Annotated in this window: 14 protein-coding genes; 3 read left to right on the forward strand and 11 right to left on the reverse strand. The window is 59.1% G+C overall.

From position 1 onward, the window contains the following. The first annotated feature begins 25 nt into the window (after window positions 1-25). The 3 genes from QE408_RS08170 (at window position 26) to QE408_RS08180 (ending at window position 4,016) form a co-directional block, all read left to right on the forward strand. Entirely contained in the window at window positions 26-1,276 is a 1,251-nt protein-coding gene (locus QE408_RS08170; RefSeq protein ID WP_306929993.1) for an SfnB family sulfur acquisition oxidoreductase, read from the forward strand. Between the two features lie 3 nt (window positions 1,277-1,279). Then, window positions 1,280-2,512, forward strand: a complete 1,233-nt coding sequence (locus tag QE408_RS08175) for an SfnB family sulfur acquisition oxidoreductase (protein WP_306929994.1) — start codon at window positions 1,280-1,282, stop codon at window positions 2,510-2,512. A gap of 133 nt (window positions 2,513-2,645) precedes the next feature. Continuing rightward, window positions 2,646-4,016, forward strand: a complete 1,371-nt coding sequence (locus tag QE408_RS08180) for an LLM class flavin-dependent oxidoreductase (protein ID WP_306930265.1) — start codon at window positions 2,646-2,648, stop codon at window positions 4,014-4,016. Between the two features lie 21 nt (window positions 4,017-4,037). Here the strand turns inward: QE408_RS08180 and QE408_RS08185 are convergent, their stop codons facing one another. The 11 genes from QE408_RS08185 to QE408_RS08235 all read right to left on the reverse strand — a co-directional run bounded on the left by QE408_RS08185 (window position 4,038) and on the right by QE408_RS08235 (window position 17,744). Further along, window positions 4,038-4,826 (reverse strand): ATP-binding cassette domain-containing protein, encoded by a 789-nt coding sequence (locus tag QE408_RS08185; protein WP_306929995.1) that lies wholly within the window; start codon window positions 4,824-4,826, stop codon window positions 4,038-4,040. A gap of 31 nt (window positions 4,827-4,857) precedes the next feature. Next, window positions 4,858-5,637, reverse strand: a complete 780-nt coding sequence (locus QE408_RS08190; RefSeq protein ID WP_306929996.1) for an ABC transporter permease subunit — start codon at window positions 5,635-5,637, stop codon at window positions 4,858-4,860. Between the two features lie 118 nt (window positions 5,638-5,755). Continuing rightward, window positions 5,756-6,712, reverse strand: a complete 957-nt coding sequence (locus tag QE408_RS08195; RefSeq protein ID WP_306929998.1) for an aliphatic sulfonate ABC transporter substrate-binding protein — start codon at window positions 6,710-6,712, stop codon at window positions 5,756-5,758. Window positions 6,713-7,018: 306 nt separating this feature from the next. Beyond that, the gene (locus QE408_RS08200; RefSeq protein WP_306930001.1) at window positions 7,019-9,778 is read right to left on the reverse strand and encodes a LuxR C-terminal-related transcriptional regulator; all 2,760 of its coding nucleotides are present in this window, start codon (window positions 9,776-9,778) and stop codon (window positions 7,019-7,021) included. A 92-nt stretch (window positions 9,779-9,870) separates the two neighbouring features. Beyond that, complete coding sequence (locus tag QE408_RS08205) at window positions 9,871-10,959, reverse strand: DUF917 domain-containing protein (protein WP_306930003.1); 1,089 nt, start codon at window positions 10,957-10,959, stop codon at window positions 9,871-9,873. Between the two features lies 1 nt (window position 10,960). Further along, window positions 10,961-12,049: a DUF917 domain-containing protein gene (locus QE408_RS08210; protein WP_306930005.1), complete on the reverse strand. Its 1,089-nt coding sequence runs from the start codon at window positions 12,047-12,049 to the stop codon at window positions 10,961-10,963. Between the two features lie 10 nt (window positions 12,050-12,059). Then, window positions 12,060-13,601, reverse strand: a complete 1,542-nt coding sequence (locus QE408_RS08215; protein WP_306930006.1) for a hydantoinase/oxoprolinase family protein — start codon at window positions 13,599-13,601, stop codon at window positions 12,060-12,062. A gap of 97 nt (window positions 13,602-13,698) precedes the next feature. Continuing rightward, on the reverse strand, window positions 13,699-14,757 hold the full coding sequence (locus tag QE408_RS08220) for an ABC transporter ATP-binding protein (RefSeq protein ID WP_306930008.1): 1,059 nt from the start codon (window positions 14,755-14,757) through the stop codon (window positions 13,699-13,701). A gap of 93 nt (window positions 14,758-14,850) precedes the next feature. Next, a complete protein-coding gene (locus tag QE408_RS08225) occupies window positions 14,851-15,954 on the reverse strand; it encodes an ABC transporter substrate-binding protein (protein ID WP_306930009.1) in 1,104 nt (367 codons plus the stop codon). Window positions 15,955-16,008: 54 nt separating this feature from the next. After that, window positions 16,009-16,812 (reverse strand): ABC transporter permease, encoded by an 804-nt coding sequence (locus QE408_RS08230; RefSeq protein WP_306930010.1) that lies wholly within the window; start codon window positions 16,810-16,812, stop codon window positions 16,009-16,011. After that, window positions 16,812-17,744 (reverse strand): ABC transporter permease, encoded by a 933-nt coding sequence (locus QE408_RS08235; RefSeq protein WP_306930012.1) that lies wholly within the window; start codon window positions 17,742-17,744, stop codon window positions 16,812-16,814. Before QE408_RS08235 ends, QE408_RS08230 begins: the two co-directional genes overlap by 1 nt. Between the last annotated feature and the right edge of the window lie 10 nt (window positions 17,745-17,754).

The following is a 17,754-nucleotide window of genomic DNA, read 5'->3' on the forward strand; positions in this document are numbered from 1 at the left end:
TGGCAAGGCAGGCAGGAGTACAACATTGCCTCATAAATACGATATTGGCGCGATCGGCGATCCCGAGGCGTCACGGCGGCCACGTCCTCAAAAACCGGTACACCGAATTCGCGATGATAAGGAGGCCATCGAGATAGCCTATGCACTCGCCGAAAGCTTCCATCCGGGCGCTTCGGAAAGGGACAGAGAGCGGCGGTTGCCCTGGGAAGAGATCGAGGCTTATACGGAGAGCGGCCTTGGAGCGATCACCGTTCCGCGTGCTTATGGCGGAACGGGCGCGAGTTTCGAAACCTTAAGCAAGGTATTCGAAATTCTGTGCAGTGCAGATCCAGCTCTTGGACAAATTCCGCAAAATCATTTTGGCGTGCTTGCACTGGTTCACGATATCGGTACCGAAGAGCAAAAGGCGCGTGTCTATGCCGACGTTCTGGCCGGTTACCGTATCGGTAACGCCGGGCCGGAGCGGAAGACCAAACGTGTCAACATCGCAACCACGCGGCTTGAGCAGTGTCGCGAGCGTCTGCTGCTGAGCGGTGAGCGTTTTTATTCGACTGGTGCCATTTTCGCCCATTACATTCCCACTCGGGCATTGGATCATGAGGGCCGGGCAGTTCAGGTCTGGGTGCGAAGCGATGAGCCGGGCGTGACGGTGATAGACGATTGGAATTCTTTCGGTCAGAGAACGACCGCAAGTGGAACGGTGATCTTCGACAAGGTGGCTGTCGATCCGCTATTCGTCTTTCCCGTCCACGCTTTCCTGGATAAGCCGGGCCTCGCAGGGCCAGTGTCTCAGATTATTCAAGCGGCTATCGATGCGGGAATTGCCTCAGCAGCACTGAGGGATACGCTCGATTTCGTGCGCGAAAAAGCCCGTCCCTGGGTGGACTCGGGCGTAGAGCGAGCAGTGGATGATCCGACCATCGTTCACGAAGTGGGGAGCCTCTTCACCAACCTGAATGCGGCACAGGAGATCCTCTATGAAGCGGGACGTTTGCTGGATGCCGTTGCGAAGGAACCGGTAACCGCCGAGAGCAGCGCTCGTGCCTCCGTGGCAGTGGCGGAGGCGAAGATCCTGACGACGGAGATTGCTCTCGAGGCCAGCGAGAAACTTTTCGATCTTGCGGGGTCTGCCGCCACGCGTGCCGGTCACAACCTTGATCGCCATTGGCGGAACGCGCGCGTGCACACGCTGCACGACCCTGTCAGATGGAAGTACCATCTCATCGGTAATTACGAGTTGAATGGTGCATTACCAGCACGCCACCAGTGGAATTGAGATATGACCGATCCGCGCGTTGCAACACCTGCACCTGCACCCAGTCTGAAGCCGCATCTTATTACATCCGATGCGGAGGCGCTTGAGGTGGCACAGAATTTCGCAAATCGGGTTCGAGCCGATGCTTCTGCCCGTGATGCGGAGCGACGCCTTCCATGGAAGGAACTGGACGATTTCGTTGCGACGGGTCTCTGGGGAATAACCGTCCCCAAGGAATATGGCGGAGCCGGGGTATCAGCGGGCACGCTTGCGCGGGTCACCGCCATAATCGCCGCTGCTGACGGGTCGCTCTCTCAGATCCCGCAAAACCATTATTACTCGCTCGAAGTCCTTCGGGTCGGTGGAAGCGAGGCTCAGAAGCGGTATTTCTATGACCGTGTTCTGGCTGGTGAACGTACCGGCAATGCTTTGGCGGAAACTGGTCATAGGGATTTCAAGCGCCGCACGCAGCTCTCGCGAAACCAGGGCGAGCAATGGCGTGTGAACGGCACGAAGTCCTATTGCACCGGCGCAATCTATGCACATTGGATTCCCACACTGGTATCGGCAGAAGAAAGTGAAGAGGTCAGAACCTATATCGTCTTCATCCCACGGACCGCACAGGGCGTCACCGTTCTGGACGATTGGGATGGCTTCGGACAGCGGGTCACGGGCAGTGGCACCGTGCGGTTTGATGACGTTGCAGTCGAGCCAGAATGGGTCATACCGTTTCAGGCTTCTTTTGAAGTGCCAACGACAATCGGCCCGCTGGCCCAGATCATCCATGCGGCAATCGATCTTGGAATTGGCGAGGGCGCCTATGGGGAGATGCTGGCTTTCGTCCGCAGCAGAGCTCGACCCTGGATCGACGCCAAAGTTGAAAGTGCTGCCGAAGATCCTTTGACCCTTAGCGAGATAGGGCAAGTCCGCGTAAAGCTTCGCGCTGCGGATGCATTGTTGCGGAAGGCGGGGCATGTCGTGGATGAGGCTATGGCCCATCCGACACAGGACACGGTTGCCGCAGCTTCCGTCGCCGTTGCACAGGCTAAGATCTTGTCCACCAAGGCAGGTCTGCTTGCATGCAACAAGCTGTTTGAACTCTCCGGCACATCATCAACGACGACGGAAGACAATTTCGACCGATACTGGAGGAATGTCCGCACGCACACGCTCCATGATCCTGTGCGCTGGAAGTACCAAGCGATTGGGCAATATGTACTGAATGGCCGCCTGCCACCTCGCCACGGCGCGATCTAGTCTAGTCCTGGCCGCGTTGTCATTGATGCGTCCAGTAACATGAACCCGACGACGTCTCTCTAAATCTCTATTTTCGCAATTCCAATTGGAAAATCGATTGCCCGCTGGAAACGCTTCAACTTCTGGGAAAGTCATGCCGCCTCGTAAGAAGATACTCCTCAACGCCTTTAGCATGAACTGTGTCGGCCACATCAATCACGGTCTGTGGACGCATCCGCGTGATCGGTCGCACGAGTACAAGCGGCTATCCTACTGGACGGATCTGGCGAAGACCCTGGAGCGCGGTCTGTTCGACGGCCTGTTTCTGGCGGATATCGTTGGAGTTTACGATATTTATCAATCTTCGGTCGATCTCACATTAAAGGAGTCGGTGCAGCTTCCCGTCAATGATCCCACCTTGCTGGTGTCTGCCATGGCGGCGGCCACGCAGCATCTCGGTTTCGGTATTACCGTCAACACCAGCGTGGAAGCGCCTTATACTTTTGCGCGCCGCATCTCAACGCTCGACCACCTGACTGAAGGCCGTGTTGGCTGGAACATCGTGACTGGATATCTCGACAGCGCCGCCCGCGCGCTTGGTCAGACTGGAATGAGCGAGCACGACAACCGCTATGACCGCGCCGACGACTATCTCGACGTGCTCTATAAGCTATGGGAGGGAAGTTGGTCGGATGATGCCGTGGTTGTTGACAAGGCGCGCCGCGTGTTTACCGAGCCGGGTCGCGTGCGCAAAATCCATCATCAAGGCCCCTATTACCAGAGCGAAGGATATCATTTGTCGGAGCCCTCGGCGCAACGTACGCCTGTCCTCTACCAGGCGGGTACCTCCGGGCGCGGCCGACAGTTTGCGGGTCGCCATGCCGAATGCATTTTCATCAACGCCACCGATAAGGCCGCTGCTGCCAAGACGTCCCGCACCCTGCGCGCCGAGGCCGTCGCAGCCGGGAGGCGTCCAGAGGACGTCAAGATATTCGTGGGCATAACGGTTGTGCCTGGACGAACCATCTCAGAGGCAAAAGCGAAGCTGGAGGATTACCTGGACCACGCCAACCCCGAGGCAGGATTGGCACATTTCTCCGCTGGCAGCGGTATCGATTTCTCTCGTTATCAACTGGACGAGACTATTGAGTATGCGGCCGGCAACGCAATTCAGTCCGTTACAAAATTGGCTCAGCAAAGAGGCTGGACCAAGCGTCAATTGCTCCAGGAGTTGGCGATAGGAGGGCGTTATCCTGTGATTGTTGGCGATGGCGCCCATGTTGCAGAGGAATTGATTTCCTGGCTAGACGATGGCGAAATAGACGGCTTCAACCTGACACGAACCGTTGTACCTGAAAGCTATGTCGATTTTATTGACATCGTCGTGCCGGAATTGCAGGAGCGCGGCGCATACAAGACGGCTTACTCAGACGGCACACTGAGGAGTCGGTTGTTTGACGCTGGTAACAGATTGCCAGACAATCACTATGGCAGCAGGTTTAGGTGGACCGCTAGGGAACAGTAACCTTGGCTTGCTCACCATCGATCATGTGAACAACGCGTTCAATATCTTACCCTCGAGCGCGGCGAGTTCCGGCGCGCCGTGACGACGTGGGCGCACGAAGGGGACCTCGACATCGAGCGTGATCCGTCCGGCATCGATAACGATAATCCGGTCGGCCAGCGCCACGGCTTCGGTAACGTCATGGGTAACGAGCACGGCCGTAAATTTCTGCTGCTGCCAAATATCCTCCAATAGCCGCTGCATCTCGATCCGGGTCAGCGCGTCGAGCGCTCCAAGTGGCTCGTCGAGTGCCAGAACCTGCGGCCGGGCGACAAGTGCTCGGGCGAGCGCGACGCGCTGCCTTTGTCCTCCCGAAAGAACAGATGGCCATTCGTCTGCGCGATCCTCAAGGCCGACATCGCGCAGGATTGAAAGCGATCGCTCTCGGCCCTCGGAGCCCTTCGATATGCCGGTCAAGCCGACGCCCACATTTTTGGCTACCCTTGCCCAGGGTAACAAACGAGGCTCCTGAAACATGATCCGGGTGCGCCCGCTACCATCTGGTGAGGTCACTGTCACCGATCCGGAAGTCGGTTTGTCGAGTCCTGCCAATAGGCGAAGCAGGGTACTCTTACCGCAGCCGCTTTTGCCGATCACAGCCAGGAACTGGCCTGCGGGAATGTCGAGGTCGATGCCCTTCAAGACCTGCTTGTTGCCGAAGTCGCGGGTGACGCCTCGAAACGACACTGCAATTGGTAGACGCACCGGTTCCGGGCCTGCGGGTTCGGCAAAAGACGCTTTTGACACACTTGGGATGTTGACTACGGACATTGTTTTTAAGTTTCCCATCGATCTGGAGGCGTCATGCGGGTTGAAAGGCAGGGTGCCATTTCAGGGTCAGCCGTTCGAGCAGGCGCGCAAGTGAGTCGGCAAGTTTTCCGAGCAGCGCGTAGATGATAATCGACAATAAGACGACATCGATCAGCAGGAACTCTCGGGCTTGCATCGCCATGTAGCCGAGGCCGGAAGAGGCAGCAATGGTCTCGGCAACAATAAGCGTCAGCCACATAATTCCAAGCGCGTAACGCAACCCCACAAACATCGACGGCAGGGCACCGGGAAGAATAACTTGGAAAAAAAGCGTCCAAGGCGTCATGCCGTAAGTGCGTCCCATTTCAACGAGTTGGCGGTCGACGGTCTGTATGCCCAGCACTGTGTTCACGTAGATCGGGAAGAAAACGCCGAGCGCCACCAGGAACAGTTTGGCTTCCTCATCGATACCGAACCAGAGGATGACCAGCGGGATCAGTGCCAGATGTGGAATGTTGCGGATCATCTGCAGCGTCGTGTCGGTGAGATTGCGCGACAAGGCTGACAAACCGTTCATCAGGCCGAAAACAAGGCCGATCGTTCCGCCGATGACAAAGCCGGACAGGGCACGCGCCGTGCTGATGGCGATATTGTGCAGCAGTTCGCCGGATAGCAGCAGCCGCCAGAAAGCCTCTGCAACCGCGGAGGGGGGCGCCATCGTATTCGGGGAAATCCAGCCGAGGCGGCTCGCGATCTCCCACAGAATGATCAAGAGGGCGGGCAATATCCAGCCCGATATCTTTTCTATGACAAAGCGATCTATGCGAACCATTGAAACTGCTTCTCTGATGTCCAACGCCTAGCCTGCAGCCAGACGGTCATATTGAATGGATACCGGCGCGCCACGGTCAGCGCGCCGATCAACTCTAGGGAAGATCGATTGGACAACCTTAATTGGTACCTGGTGCCTTCCAGATCGCGTCTGCCACATTGATTTGTTTGGGAATCAGGCCAATCTTGAAGAACCGGTCTGCAGTTTCCTGCTGGCTTTTAACGATCTCTGGCGTAATAGGGCCAATACCGAATTCGGCACGGTTAGCAGCCAGTGTTTGCGCCTCAAGAGGTACATTGGTCACGTCATGCAGTGCCTCTGCCACTTTATCGCGATTGGCAGCAGCCCATGTTGCTGCGACTTTCAGGGCATCGATTGTTGTCGTGACCACGTCTGGATGGGCGATTGCGAACTTGCTGTTCGCCAAGAAGTAGGTCTTGACCTGCAGGGTTTCGGCAGAGGTGGTCAATACGCGTGGCTTGTATCGCGTTTCGGCGATCGCGAAGAAGGGGTCCCAGACCGCCCATGCATCGATCTTGTCGCTCGCAAAGGCGGCTGCCGCGTCCGGCGGGCTAAGATAGACTGGTGTGATATCCGAAAACGCGACGCCCGCCTTTTCGAGTGCTGCAACCAAAAGGTTGTGTGCGCTGGTTCCCTTACCGACCCCAACCTTTTTGCCTTTCAGATCGGCAACCGTTTTGATGTCCGACTGCGGCTTCACGAAGATTGCCTCGCCCGCGCCGTTGGAAGGAAGCGCGGCAACATAGGAAATCGCAGAGCCTACCGCTTGCCCGAAGATCGGGGGAGCGTCGCCAGTCCAACCCAAGTCAATGGAACCCACATTGAGTGCTTCGATGATCGGCGGCCCTGCGGTGAATTCCACCCACTTAACAGTCGTTCCCTTCGGCTCGAGCGCCTTCTCGATGACCTTCTGCTGTTGGGCTATGACTGGAAGATTGGTCTTCTGGAAACCGATCCTGAGTTCCTTCAGATCTTCAGCAGAAGCAGGTGACAGCGAAAGCATGACGAGCATGGCGATGCCCGCTCCGATGACGCGTCGTGTGGCAGCAAACATTAATGTATCTCCAACCGGGGTTGTCCTTGATCCAGATCTTGATCCTAACGACGCGGCGCGACGAGCGAGCCGTTTGTTTTTCTGATCGGAGCGGCTTGCGTGGAAAAATTTTGCCGGTTTACGGCGTGTGCAGCGGTTGGATTCTGATGTCCGGATTTGTCTGGATATCATGCCTATATTTGGCTTGGACCGCGTCTGCCTTGTCGGGTCGCGATGCAATTTAGTTTTGGCGACATAGAGAACCGGTTGGCGCCCTAGTTGATGGACGGATTATCTTAGCCGTGCATCGCCTGATTGCGACCTCTGTCAGTTGCTCTCTGTCAGTTTAAGATGCGCACTTACAGAGACCGCCATGCCGCGACGGCTGACGCCGAGCTTGGCGAAGATGTTTTTCAGATGAAATTTGACGGTGGTTTCCGAGATATGAAGTTCGCGCGCGATCTCCTTATTGCTGCGGCCATCGGATAAAAGCTTAAGTACGGTAACTTCGCGAGCGCTCATGAGGCCCGGGGTGGGTGACGCGGACTCTTCATCCGTCTTTTTAAGGCGCGTCGTTCGCTGCTGACGACCAAGGCCGTGGCCGACGATGCGGCTCATGAATAAAACCGCGTCAGGGCTGAAGACCTTCAAGCCGAAGCGGCGGACGATGGCGCGTAGCGTGGCGGCCAATTCCTGTCCCTCATCAGTAAACAGCTGCGTGGCCTCGTGGGTGCGGGCAAGGGCGATGGTCGATTGCAGATAGGCGAAGGCCTGTTGTTGCCGCCCCGCCTTCCAAGCAGCCTGTACCGCCATGATCTCGGCCAGCATGCGGTGATAGGCGTGACCCGACGCGCGCGCCGAGACGATCAACGCCTCAAGCAACCGCAACGCCTCCGGCGCCTGTCCCTGGGCAAGGGCTAGGCGCGCCGCCGCGATGTCGAAATCATAAGCCTCACGCCATGTCCAGTTATCCGGTACGCTTACATCTCTCAGCGATTTGGCCCGCTCAATGGCCTGTGTGGCGGATTCGAGCATGCCTGCCCTGACGAGCAGGTCGATGCGCATAATGGCAGCGGCAGTCTTCAATCGCGGCAGATTGCGTTCGACCGCCACTTCCTCCGCTTTGTCGAGCGCGGCCGCTGCGGCATCGAAGCCGCTGACCTGCAGACGGCTGCGGGCCAGAAGCCAGAAGAGCCGCGTGAACAAATCCACCCAGCTTTCCCCGCGGATGAGCGGCTCCATGCATTCCGTGAGGCTTCGCTCCACCTGCAGCACCTCGCCCTGTTGATAAAGCGCATCGGCCATGGCCAGACGTACGATGGCAAGCAGGTTGCGGTCGGTCCAGTGCACCCGCTCCACGAGTTCCTCCGCCTCCCGGCAGAATTGAAGAGCGGCGGAAAACTCGCCTTTCAGCGTGCTGACGAGGCCAAGATGGATGAGCATGAAGACCTGGGCATACGGGGTCTTTTCCTCCCGATAATAGCCGAGCGCCCTCAGCGCGACGCGTCGTGCCTCCTCCAGATCGCCAGTGCGTGTGTAGATGATGCAAAGGTGATTGAAGAGCCAGGCCAGTTCCCAGGTGGCGTGTGGCGGTAAGGCGGCTGCGGTGTGCTCCAGCCGTACCGCCTGCTCGCGCGTCATGCGGCGATCTTCATAGACGTCGATCAGGCTGTCGATATGGTCGAGAACGCCGCGATCGACGGCGGCAAGCGCGGCTGGCGACCATTCGCCGTTTGTCTTCAGCGTATCCAGCCGTTCGCGTCCCGCAGTGGCATTTCCGCGTTTTGACAGCACCACGGCATAGCAGACCATCAATCCTGGCGAGGCATGCAGGACATCGGGTGGGAAATTGTCGATCAAATGCTCCAGCACCTGATGGCCCGCCCGAAGGAAGATGTCGACGCCTCCCGCCTTGCCGATGATTTCCTCGGCCATGCGGAAATCGCCGCTGTGTGCCGCATGAGAGACTGCGCGTTCCAGATGGGCACGGGTGGCAAACCACAGCGCTGCTTGCCGATGCAGCCCTTTCTTTTCCGCATCGGAAACGAAGACAGCATCCCTTTCGAGCGAGGTGCGCAGGACCGGATGCAGTGACAGCCAGCCATTCTGCCCGTTCTCGATGACCGGATGCATGCTCTCGATCATCGTCAGGTCCTCTTCCGAAAGCTTGTTGAAGCCGAGGTCGGAGGCAAGGTCGAGACGGAACTCCTGAAAGGGCGTGACGCCGCGCAACATTGTCAGGAGAGCGGGAGAGAGCCGGTTGACGACGGTTTCGCGCGCATAGTCTGTCAGGTCCGGATGTGTTCCGGCAAGAAGCACGCGCCGCTCCTCCTCGCTCGGCTCGTTGGCGAGGATGCCGGAAGCGAGCTGGGTCAGCGCCGGCCACCCGCGCGTGATCTCCATCAGAGGGTCGACAAGCGCCGTCATGGCATTGCCTGCCAGCAGCCTTCTTACCTCAGAGCGCCCGAATTCAAGATCCTTCGCCGTCAGTTCGGCCAGCACGCCGCGGGCTTTCAGCCGCGCCAGAGGCAGTCGCGCCGGGGAGCAGGAGGAGACCGCGATCCTGAGCCGGTCGGGTGCCGAGAGGATCAGTTCTTCCAGAAGGCCATTCCGGCCAACCGTTTCGCTGTCACCGGTTTCGATCTCGTCGATATTGTCGATGAAGAGCACCGTCTCGCCGTCGCGGCGCGCTATGGCTTCGATGGCTTGCGTCAAGGCGTCCTGTTTATCGACCAGAGCGGCAAGGCCGAGCGACTTGAGCAACTCCCCGAGGAAGCGCTGAGGCGAAGCGATGCCGGATGCGGTGAGCCATGAGCAATGGGACAGGGCCGTGTCCGACATGCCGGGCAGCGTCAATCGACCATCCATCAGCCTCTCATAGGCGGCCTTCATCAGGGCTGTCTTGCCGAAACCGGGCGGTGCGCGCAGGACGACAATCTGGCGTGCGAGCCCGGATGCTAGTTTCGATAGCAGATAGGGCCGCTCGATGCCGGAAAAGAGCATCCGCGGCGGGCCGAAACGCAATCCGGCTGCCGAGAAGGTTCTGACGGTATGCAAGGATTTTTCACGCAGGACACGGCTCGGCATCGGCTCTCTTTTCATTCCGGAACCAGCCTCATCCTCCGCCGTCTTTGGCGGGGAGATGAGCGCTGGTATCAGTGCGCGATGCTGGCCTTTCGTCAAGAGCCGAGTGGTTGGTAGGCTTGCGTCAGGCCAAAGGCGCTGGGGCCGAAGACGGCGAGCGCTTCCGGCGTGCGCATGATCGGCGGGACGCGCACCGCCAGTACGTTGACACGCTGTCCATAGCGTAGCCTCTCGGTGGTGATTGCTTCCGCTGTGTCGATATCCAAAATGGTGATGAGATCGGGCACGATGGCAAGCATGCGCCCGCCCTCTTCCTCGGCGACGAGATTTTCGTTCTGAATGCGGATTTTCACCTTCGGCTTGGAGGTGTCGAATGGCTCGATCGTGGCAATGCCCACGGACCAGCCATTTTGCTCCTTGCGCGCCACATCCGCCACCTTGCCGGAGGTTATGACTTCAGCATGACCGTAATGGGTGCCGGAAAAGAATGCGATCAGCGCCTCGACGGGGTTGAGGTGCTGCGCTGCTGCTTCCCTCAGTGTCCGGCCAATGCCGATCGCAAGCGACATAGTGGCCGGAACTGAGACTTTTTTGGTCGTCTGCCCATCCATGCCGTAATTGACGATATAGGCTTGGCCACCCATGCGGATCGTTACGCCGCGCGCCAGCCATTCGGCCTTGGCGGCATCCGCTGTCTCGATCAGCACGCGGTTGCCGCGCTCATCCGCGACTGCGACCGGGCTTGCTGGCACGCCATAGACATTGAAGGTTTCCATTTCGAGCTGCGGGAAAGCGCGGCCCATGCCATCGGCATCGATGACCGGCACACGCTTCTTGGCGGCAAGGATGATCGGCACCATGGAGTTGATGCCGCCTGCCTCGAAGGGGATGATGGCGTCCGCATTCAGGCCGGTGTGATCCTCATAGGTTTCGAGCGCCAGATTGCCCTCGTCGCCGGAGGGGATCTTCTCGATCAAGATGGTCGGTGCGCCCATGGCGCCACAGGCGACCACTGTCGCGCCATCGGGCACGTCTTCCAGCGCCATTAGATCCACAGGGCCGTATTTTTCTATGGCAGCCTTCGCCAGAAGCTTGCCGATATAGGGATCGCCGCCGCCACCGGTGCCGAGCACCGCGGCTCCCACGGCCAGATCGTCGATATCCTGATCAGTGATGCGTGCCATTTCAGACGATCTCCTCAATGGAGGTAAAGGGTTCTTTCAGCCCGAAACAGGCTGGCCCGAAGACGTCGAGCGCTTCCGGTGTGCGCATGATTTCCGGCACGGAGACCGCGACCACGGTCACGCGCTGACCATAGCGCAGGTTCTCGCTGGTGATCGGCTCGGCGGTTTCGGTGTTCATGATCGAGATAAGATCCGGCACGATGGCCCTGACCTTCCCGTCCTGCCGGGCAATCAGGTTCTCGTTCTGGATTTCGATCTCCATCTGCGAGGAGAAGGGTGCGATCCCGTCGATGAGCGCACGGCCGATGGTGAAGCCTGCCTTGGTCTCGCGCAGCACGTCGACGATCTTGCCCTTGAAGATGACGCGGCCATAGCGATAGAGCGTCGAGGGCAGGAAGCCGAGGAGCGCCTCGATCGGATTGCGATGCTCGTCGTGTGCCTTGCGCAGCACCTCGCCGATGCGGATCGCGAGGGTGAGTGTATTGGGAATGGCAGTGCGCTTCACATCGGCACCGCTCATGGCATATTCGGCAATATAGGCGCAGCCGCCCATGCGGATCGCGACGGCGCGAGACAGCCACTCCATCTGCCGGTTGTCGACAGCCTCGATCAGGGCGCAATCGCCCCACTCGTTGCTGACTGCCATGGGCGAGCCGGAAACGCCATAAACGCCAAAGGTTTCCATCTCGAGAAAAGGAAACGCGCGGCCCATGCCATCGCCATCGACGATCGGCAGGCCGAGCCGTGCGCCGACGACCAGCGGAATGGTGGAGTTGATGCCGCCAATCTCGATCGGCATCGTATAGTCGGCCTTTTTGCCAAGGCGCTTTTCCAACCGCCTGAGTGAGGCCACCGCCTCCTCGCCGGACGGGATTTTCTCCACCAGCACGGTCGGCGCGCCCATCATCGCCGTGGGGATCACCAGGCAATCATCGGAAAGCTCCTTGGGATCGATCAACTCCACCTCGCAGCCCTCATCCAGGCATTGCTGTACCATCAGGCGCCCGACGTAGGGGTCGCCGCCGCCGCCGGTACCGAGAAATGCCGCACCCACGGCAAGATCGGCCAAATGTTCTCGTGTCAGTTTCATTGCCGTCCCCTCAACCAATCACCAGATCGCCGACCGCCTTGACGCGGATGCGTGTGGCGCTGCCCGGTAGATAGGCGAGTGGCACTTCTTCGATATCCATGATCTTGACGGAGGAAGGGGTGGCGCCTGCCTTGATCGCGCGTTCGGATGCTTCCGCCTTGGCCCCTGCCAGAACCGCGTCGCGCGAGGTTCCCTCCAGCGAGAAGATACGATCGACCTCGCCGCCAACCTGGGCAATGGCCGCGCCGATGGCATTGGCGACAGATGCGTTTTCGGGTCTCAGCACCTTGGAGGCGGAGGGCAGGTCGCGCGAGACGAGGATTGATCCGCCCCCGACGAGGATGACAGGCAAAGGCTCGGCGCTGGTCTTCATGCGGTCCACCGCCTCATCGACCATGCGGTGCATGGTGGCGAGCGCGGTTTCGATCGTCTTTGCCGGAATGTGCGCGACACGGGAGCGGTCGCCGATATCTTCCAGGCCAGCAGCCACCACGATATCCGTCGTTGTAAGCGTGTCACCGCCGAAGACGAGCGCTTTGGTGGTGATCTCGTAACCGACCGAATCCGAGCCGATGCGCTCCCCATCGTCGCGCACCAGCGAGCCGCCGCCGAGACCGATGGCCAGCACGTCCGGCATGCGGAAATTGGTGCGCACGCCGCCAATATCGACGGCGACAGCGGATTCGCGCGGGAAGCCGTGGACCAGCATCCCGACATCCGAAGTGGTGCCGCCAATATCCACCACCATCGCTTCCTTGGCACCTGCCAGCATTGCAGCGCCGCGCATGGAGTTGGTGGGGCCAGAGGCGAAAGTCAGCACCGGATAGCGCTCGACATAATCCGGCGACATCAGTGTCCCGTCATTCTGGCTAATGAAAAAGGGAGCCGTGATCTCCAGTTCCTTCAACGCCTCGCGGAAGGACGAGACGACCTTGCGTGACAGTTCCGCGAGAGATGCGTTCATGATCGAGGCATTCTCGCGCTCCAAAAAGCCGACGCGGCCGATTTCATGGCTGAGCGAAAGGGCAATATCCGGCACTTCATTCTTGAGGATCTCAGCGGCGCGCAGTTCCATTTCCGGCGTGACCGGTGAAAAAACCGAAGTAACGGCAGCCGTTTTCAGGCCGCGTTCGCGTACGGTGCGGGCGACCTCCATCAGGCCCTTCTCATCAAGAGGGGCGATGGTACGGCCATCGAATTCATGGCCGCCGCGCAGCATGAAGGTATGGCGGCCGAGCGTATCGGCAAGATCCTTGGGCCAGTCGGTCAGCGGTGGCAGGCCCTTGGTGGCTGGCAAACCGAGGCGGATCGCCGCCACTTCCAGCAGCCGCTTGCGCTCTACCACCGCATTGGTGAAATGGGTGGTGCCAATCATGACTGCCTGGATCTGCGAAACCGAGACGCCGGTCATGCCGAGAAGCTTCTTCAGCACCGCCACGATGCCCGAGCCGACATCGGCGGTCGTTGGACTCTTGCAGGCGCCCAGTACCGCCGCGCCGTCCATAAGGGCGGCGTCCGTATTCGTGCCGCCCACGTCTATGCCTATACGCATGTCTTTCTCCTATAACTGACAAAGGAAACCCGCCGCCCGTACGCTTCATCCGAGGGCGTTTCGTTTCGCTCGATTGTTTGTTTGGATGCTTTGGCCGTCAGGCCATCAGCACCTCCGACCGTTCGGGATCCCAACTGACCCCGCAAAGCTGCCCTGGCGAAAGTCTTGCGACATGGGACTGGTTCTGTCTCTCAGCGACCACGTCCTGCCCGCCGACCGAAAGACGGTAGCGCACCAGCGCGCCCTGATAGGTTTCCGAGACCACTGTCGCGGGAAGGCCGGTTCCGGGCTCGCCGATGATGAGGTTTTCCGGCCTGACCACCAGCTTGACGGAAGACCCGCCCGCAAGGTCACTGGCGGGAAGGCGCGTCAGCGCCGTCTGTCCGCCGAAGCCGACAGCCAGGCGATCGCCCTCGCGGCCCTTCACAGTGGCATTGATGACGTTGGACTGGCCGATGAAGGTCGTAACGAAGAGGGTTTTCGGCCGCTCATAGATTTCCTGCGGCGTGCCGACCTGCTCGACCCGAGCCTTTTGCATCACGCCGATCCTGTCCGACATGGTGAGCGCCTCGTCCTGATCATGCGTGACATAGACCGTGGTGATGCCGAGTGTCTTTTGCAGTTCCTTGATCCAGTATTTCATTTCCTCGCGCAGCGCCTTGTCGAGTGCTGAAAGCGGTTCATCCAGAAGCAGGATGCGGGGTTGCGTCACCAGTACGCGGGCAAGCGCCACACGCTGCTGTTCGCCGCCCGACAATTGCCGCTGATAGCGGTCCTCGTAGCCCATGAGGCCCACCTGTTTCAGTGCGAAAGCCACGGCCGTATCGATTTCTACGGGCGACTTCTTCCGAAGTTTCAGCCCAAACGCGATGTTTTCAGCCACGTTCATATGCGGGAAGATCGCGTAGTTCTGGAAAACGATGCCGATGTCGCGCTTTTCCGGCGGCAGGTAAGTCACGTCATCCGAGCCGATCAGAATCTGGCCGGAGGTCGGCCGGATGAAGCCTGCAATCATGCGCAGCGTCGTCGATTTGCCGCAGCCAGACGGTCCCAGCAGCGAAAAGAACTCGCCCTGTTCTATGTGCAGATCGATACCGGCGACCGCGACGTTGTCGCCATAGGACTTGACGAGATTTTTGAGTTGAATGTCCGACATCGTATCCGATCGTCCTTCAGGTCTGCGCTTCGTGCCCGTTCTTCATTTGCTCGTTGGCGGGCGCCCTGGCGCAGGCGCCCGCTCTTTTCGACGTCAGGCGGCGAAAATCTCGTTCACGGTCTCGACGATTTCGTCTTCGTTTTCGAGGTAGGCCTTCCAGTCAGGCAACCAGAAATTCTTGATGGCGTCGGCACTGTTGACGATGCCGGCCTTGACCAGATTGTCCGGCAGAACGGCGTTCGATACGGTCGGGCGCAGATAGAATTCCTTGCCCATATTGGTCATGAAGGATGGCTCCAGCGCCCGGTTCAGCAGCGCATAGGCAAGTTTCTTCTGGGTCGGCTCCGAGTAACGGCTGATCGTGTAGGTCTGGGTCAGGATCGGCTGGAGCTCCTTCCAGTACATGACGGCGAAAGGAGCACCCTTGTCGCGAGCCTGCATCGGCTCGGCGTCGCTCTGCACCGCAATCACGACCTCGCCACGATCCATCAGCGTCTGCATGTTGCCGGTGAAGTCGGAAATCTTGGCGGGCATCAGTGCTTTCATCGCCTCGTAGCCGGCCTTCAGGTCGTACTGATCCTTGCCGAACAGCGAGCAGGCGACGAGGAAGAAGTCCATCTGGAGCGTGTTGGAGGTAATATAGGTGCCGCGCTTGCCGGCGAATTCCGGCTTCCACATGTCCTTGAAGCTGGTCGGCGGCGGATTGACGAGATCGGTTCGGTAGGCATGGACATACTGGTTGAAGGCCCATGTGACACCAACACCGTTCGATGTCGCGAAGGGCCAGAGGTTCTTGCCGTTCGGAAGATTGGGAAGGATTTCTTCAATCGTGTGGAAGAAATCGCCCGCACCCGCCGTCTTGAACATTTCCGGCAGGTTCCAGTTGGTGATGTCGAGCGGCGGCTTCTTCGGGCCGTTGGCGACGAATTTGGGGAACCACGGCCAGGTGGAATCATACTCGATCTTGCAGTTGAAATCCTTGGCAAAATCGGTCAGCAGGTATTTGTTCACCAGCTCGCCCCAAGGGCCGCCCCATTCGCCGACGCGCAACACCGCGCCACCGGCATCGAAGACGGAGCCGTCGTAAGTGACGTCCTGCGAGAAGGCGTGGTTGATGTTGAAGAGCGGTAGTGTTGCCGCAGCAGCGCCGAGTTTCAAGAGCTTGCGGCGGTTGGGATCGAAGGTCTTTACGGTCATGTCCATGTTCCCCTTGTTGTTCGAACTTATGGATACGGGTTTATCCCCGGCGGATCAGCCGCCGAAGATGCGTTTCAGATTGACGAGTTTCGAGGTGGCCACCATCGAGACGACGACGAGGATGATGGCGAAGATGCCTGCGGCTGCCGCAGTCGGCTCGAAGGCGTAGCGAAGCGCCACATACATGGCCATCGGCAGGGTTTGCAGGTTCGGTGTCGAGAGAAATAGCGTCACCTCAAACTGGCCGAAGGAAATGATGAAAGCGAAGATCGTCCCCGCCGAAATCGCTGGCGAGATGATCTTCAGCGTCACCAGCCGGAAAGCGGTGAAGGGCGAGGCGCCAAGCGAGCGGGCTGCCTCTTCCAGCGAGCGATCGAAGCCGACCAGCGCTGCCGTCACCGTGGCGATGACGAAGGGGCAGGTGACGATGACATGGCCGATGATGAGGCCTGCCATGCTGCGGGCAAGACCGATATCGGTAGTGACGTAGAAGACGTAGAGCGCCAGTCCCAACACCACGCCGGGCAGTACGATCGGCATCATGAAAAAGGCGCGAAGCGGCCCGACGACGAGGCTTGTCGAGCGGGTCAAAAAGAGAGCCGCCATGGTGCCAAGCACGGTGGATATGGCGGTGGAAATTCCGGCCACCATGAATGACACGCCATAGGCAGAAAGAAAAGTTGGTGAGGTCAGGAAAGCGTAAACCCAGCGCAGCGACAGGCCTTGTGGCGGGAAGGTGAGATAGTCGCCGGAATTGAGCCCGGAGAGAATGACGATGACGACCGGCGTCAGCAGGATGGTCAGGGTCAACGTAGAGAGCAGCTTGAAGACCAGCGGAATGGATGTCTCTTCGCGCATCAGCTGCGTCCTCCAGTGGTGCGCATGGCGGCGCGGTGGTAGACGGCGATCGCCATCAGGCTTGTCACGAAGAGGACGACGGCAATTGCCGCGCCGAATTGCCACCGCCCGGTTTCGGCAACCTGCTGGTAGATATGGATCGGCATGACCATGACTTTCCAGCCACCCATCAACGCCGGCACGACGTAGGAGGAAATGGCAAGTGCAAAGACCAGCAAAGTTCCGGCCAGAATACCCGGCATTGAGAGCGGCAGTACGACCGAGAAGAATGCCTTGCTGCGCGAGGCGCCGAGCGATCGTGCCGCTTCCTCAAGCGAGGGGTGGATCGATTTGATGATGCCGATTAGCGAGAGCACCATGAAGGGCAGGGTGATCTGTACCAGACCGACGACGACGCCAAAGATATTGTACATCAGCGGCAACGGGGCCGAAATGATTCCGAGGCGCAGCAGGGTGCCGTTGATCAGGCCATTATCGCCCAGTAGCACCATCAGGCCATAGAGGCGGATGACCATGTCGAGCTGCATCGATGAGAGAACGAGGATCATCAACAGCGTGTTGCGCCCGGGATTGACGGTCTTGGCAATGACATAGGCCAGCGGATAACCGAAAAAGAAGCAGACGAGAGCCACAAGGGCTGAGATACCAACTGAGCGTAGGATGGACTCGTAATAGATGGAGCGGGTGAAGATCCGCACAAAGTTGTCGAAGTTGATATCGCCGGAAAGCGTAATGACGCCAGCGACAGACTTGTTGAAGGCAAGACCGAAAAGTGATGCTGTCGGCACGACGAAGAAGACGATGAAGAACAGCATGGCGGGTAGTATCAGAAGCCATAGGCCCGCGCCGTGCATGAAGCCCGGTTTGCCGACGCGCGAGGCTTTCACGTCGCCGTCTTTTCCCGATGCCGCTGTTATCGCCGTTGATGCCATTTGCGTGCGT

This window comes from Agrobacterium larrymoorei (assembly GCF_030819275.1).
Taxonomy (GTDB): domain Bacteria; phylum Pseudomonadota; class Alphaproteobacteria; order Rhizobiales; family Rhizobiaceae; genus Agrobacterium; species Agrobacterium larrymoorei_B.

Coding starts and splice junctions, on each gene's coding strand:
- QE408_RS08205 (WP_306930003.1), bottom strand. CDS start 10,959: ATGGCACGCATCACTGATCAGGATATCGACGATCTGGCCGTGGGAGCC.
- QE408_RS08235 (WP_306930012.1), bottom strand. CDS start 17,744: ATGGCATCAACGGCGATAACAGCGGCATCGGGAAAAGACGGCGACGTG.
- QE408_RS08185 (WP_306929995.1), bottom strand. CDS start 4,826: ATGTCCGTAGTCAACATCCCAAGTGTGTCAAAAGCGTCTTTTGCCGAA.
- QE408_RS08180 (WP_306930265.1), top strand. CDS start 2,646: ATGCCGCCTCGTAAGAAGATACTCCTCAACGCCTTTAGCATGAACTGT.
- QE408_RS08225 (WP_306930009.1), bottom strand. CDS start 15,954: ATGACCGTAAAGACCTTCGATCCCAACCGCCGCAAGCTCTTGAAACTC.
- QE408_RS08220 (WP_306930008.1), bottom strand. CDS start 14,757: ATGTCGGACATTCAACTCAAAAATCTCGTCAAGTCCTATGGCGACAAC.
- QE408_RS08200 (WP_306930001.1), bottom strand. CDS start 9,778: ATGCCGAGCCGTGTCCTGCGTGAAAAATCCTTGCATACCGTCAGAACC.
- QE408_RS08190 (WP_306929996.1), bottom strand. CDS start 5,637: ATGGTTCGCATAGATCGCTTTGTCATAGAAAAGATATCGGGCTGGATA.
- QE408_RS08210 (WP_306930005.1), bottom strand. CDS start 12,049: ATGAAACTGACACGAGAACATTTGGCCGATCTTGCCGTGGGTGCGGCA.
- QE408_RS08215 (WP_306930006.1), bottom strand. CDS start 13,601: ATGCGTATAGGCATAGACGTGGGCGGCACGAATACGGACGCCGCCCTT.
- QE408_RS08175 (WP_306929994.1), top strand. CDS start 1,280: ATGACCGATCCGCGCGTTGCAACACCTGCACCTGCACCCAGTCTGAAG.
- QE408_RS08230 (WP_306930010.1), bottom strand. CDS start 16,812: ATGCGCGAAGAGACATCCATTCCGCTGGTCTTCAAGCTGCTCTCTACG.
- QE408_RS08195 (WP_306929998.1), bottom strand. CDS start 6,712: ATGTTTGCTGCCACACGACGCGTCATCGGAGCGGGCATCGCCATGCTC.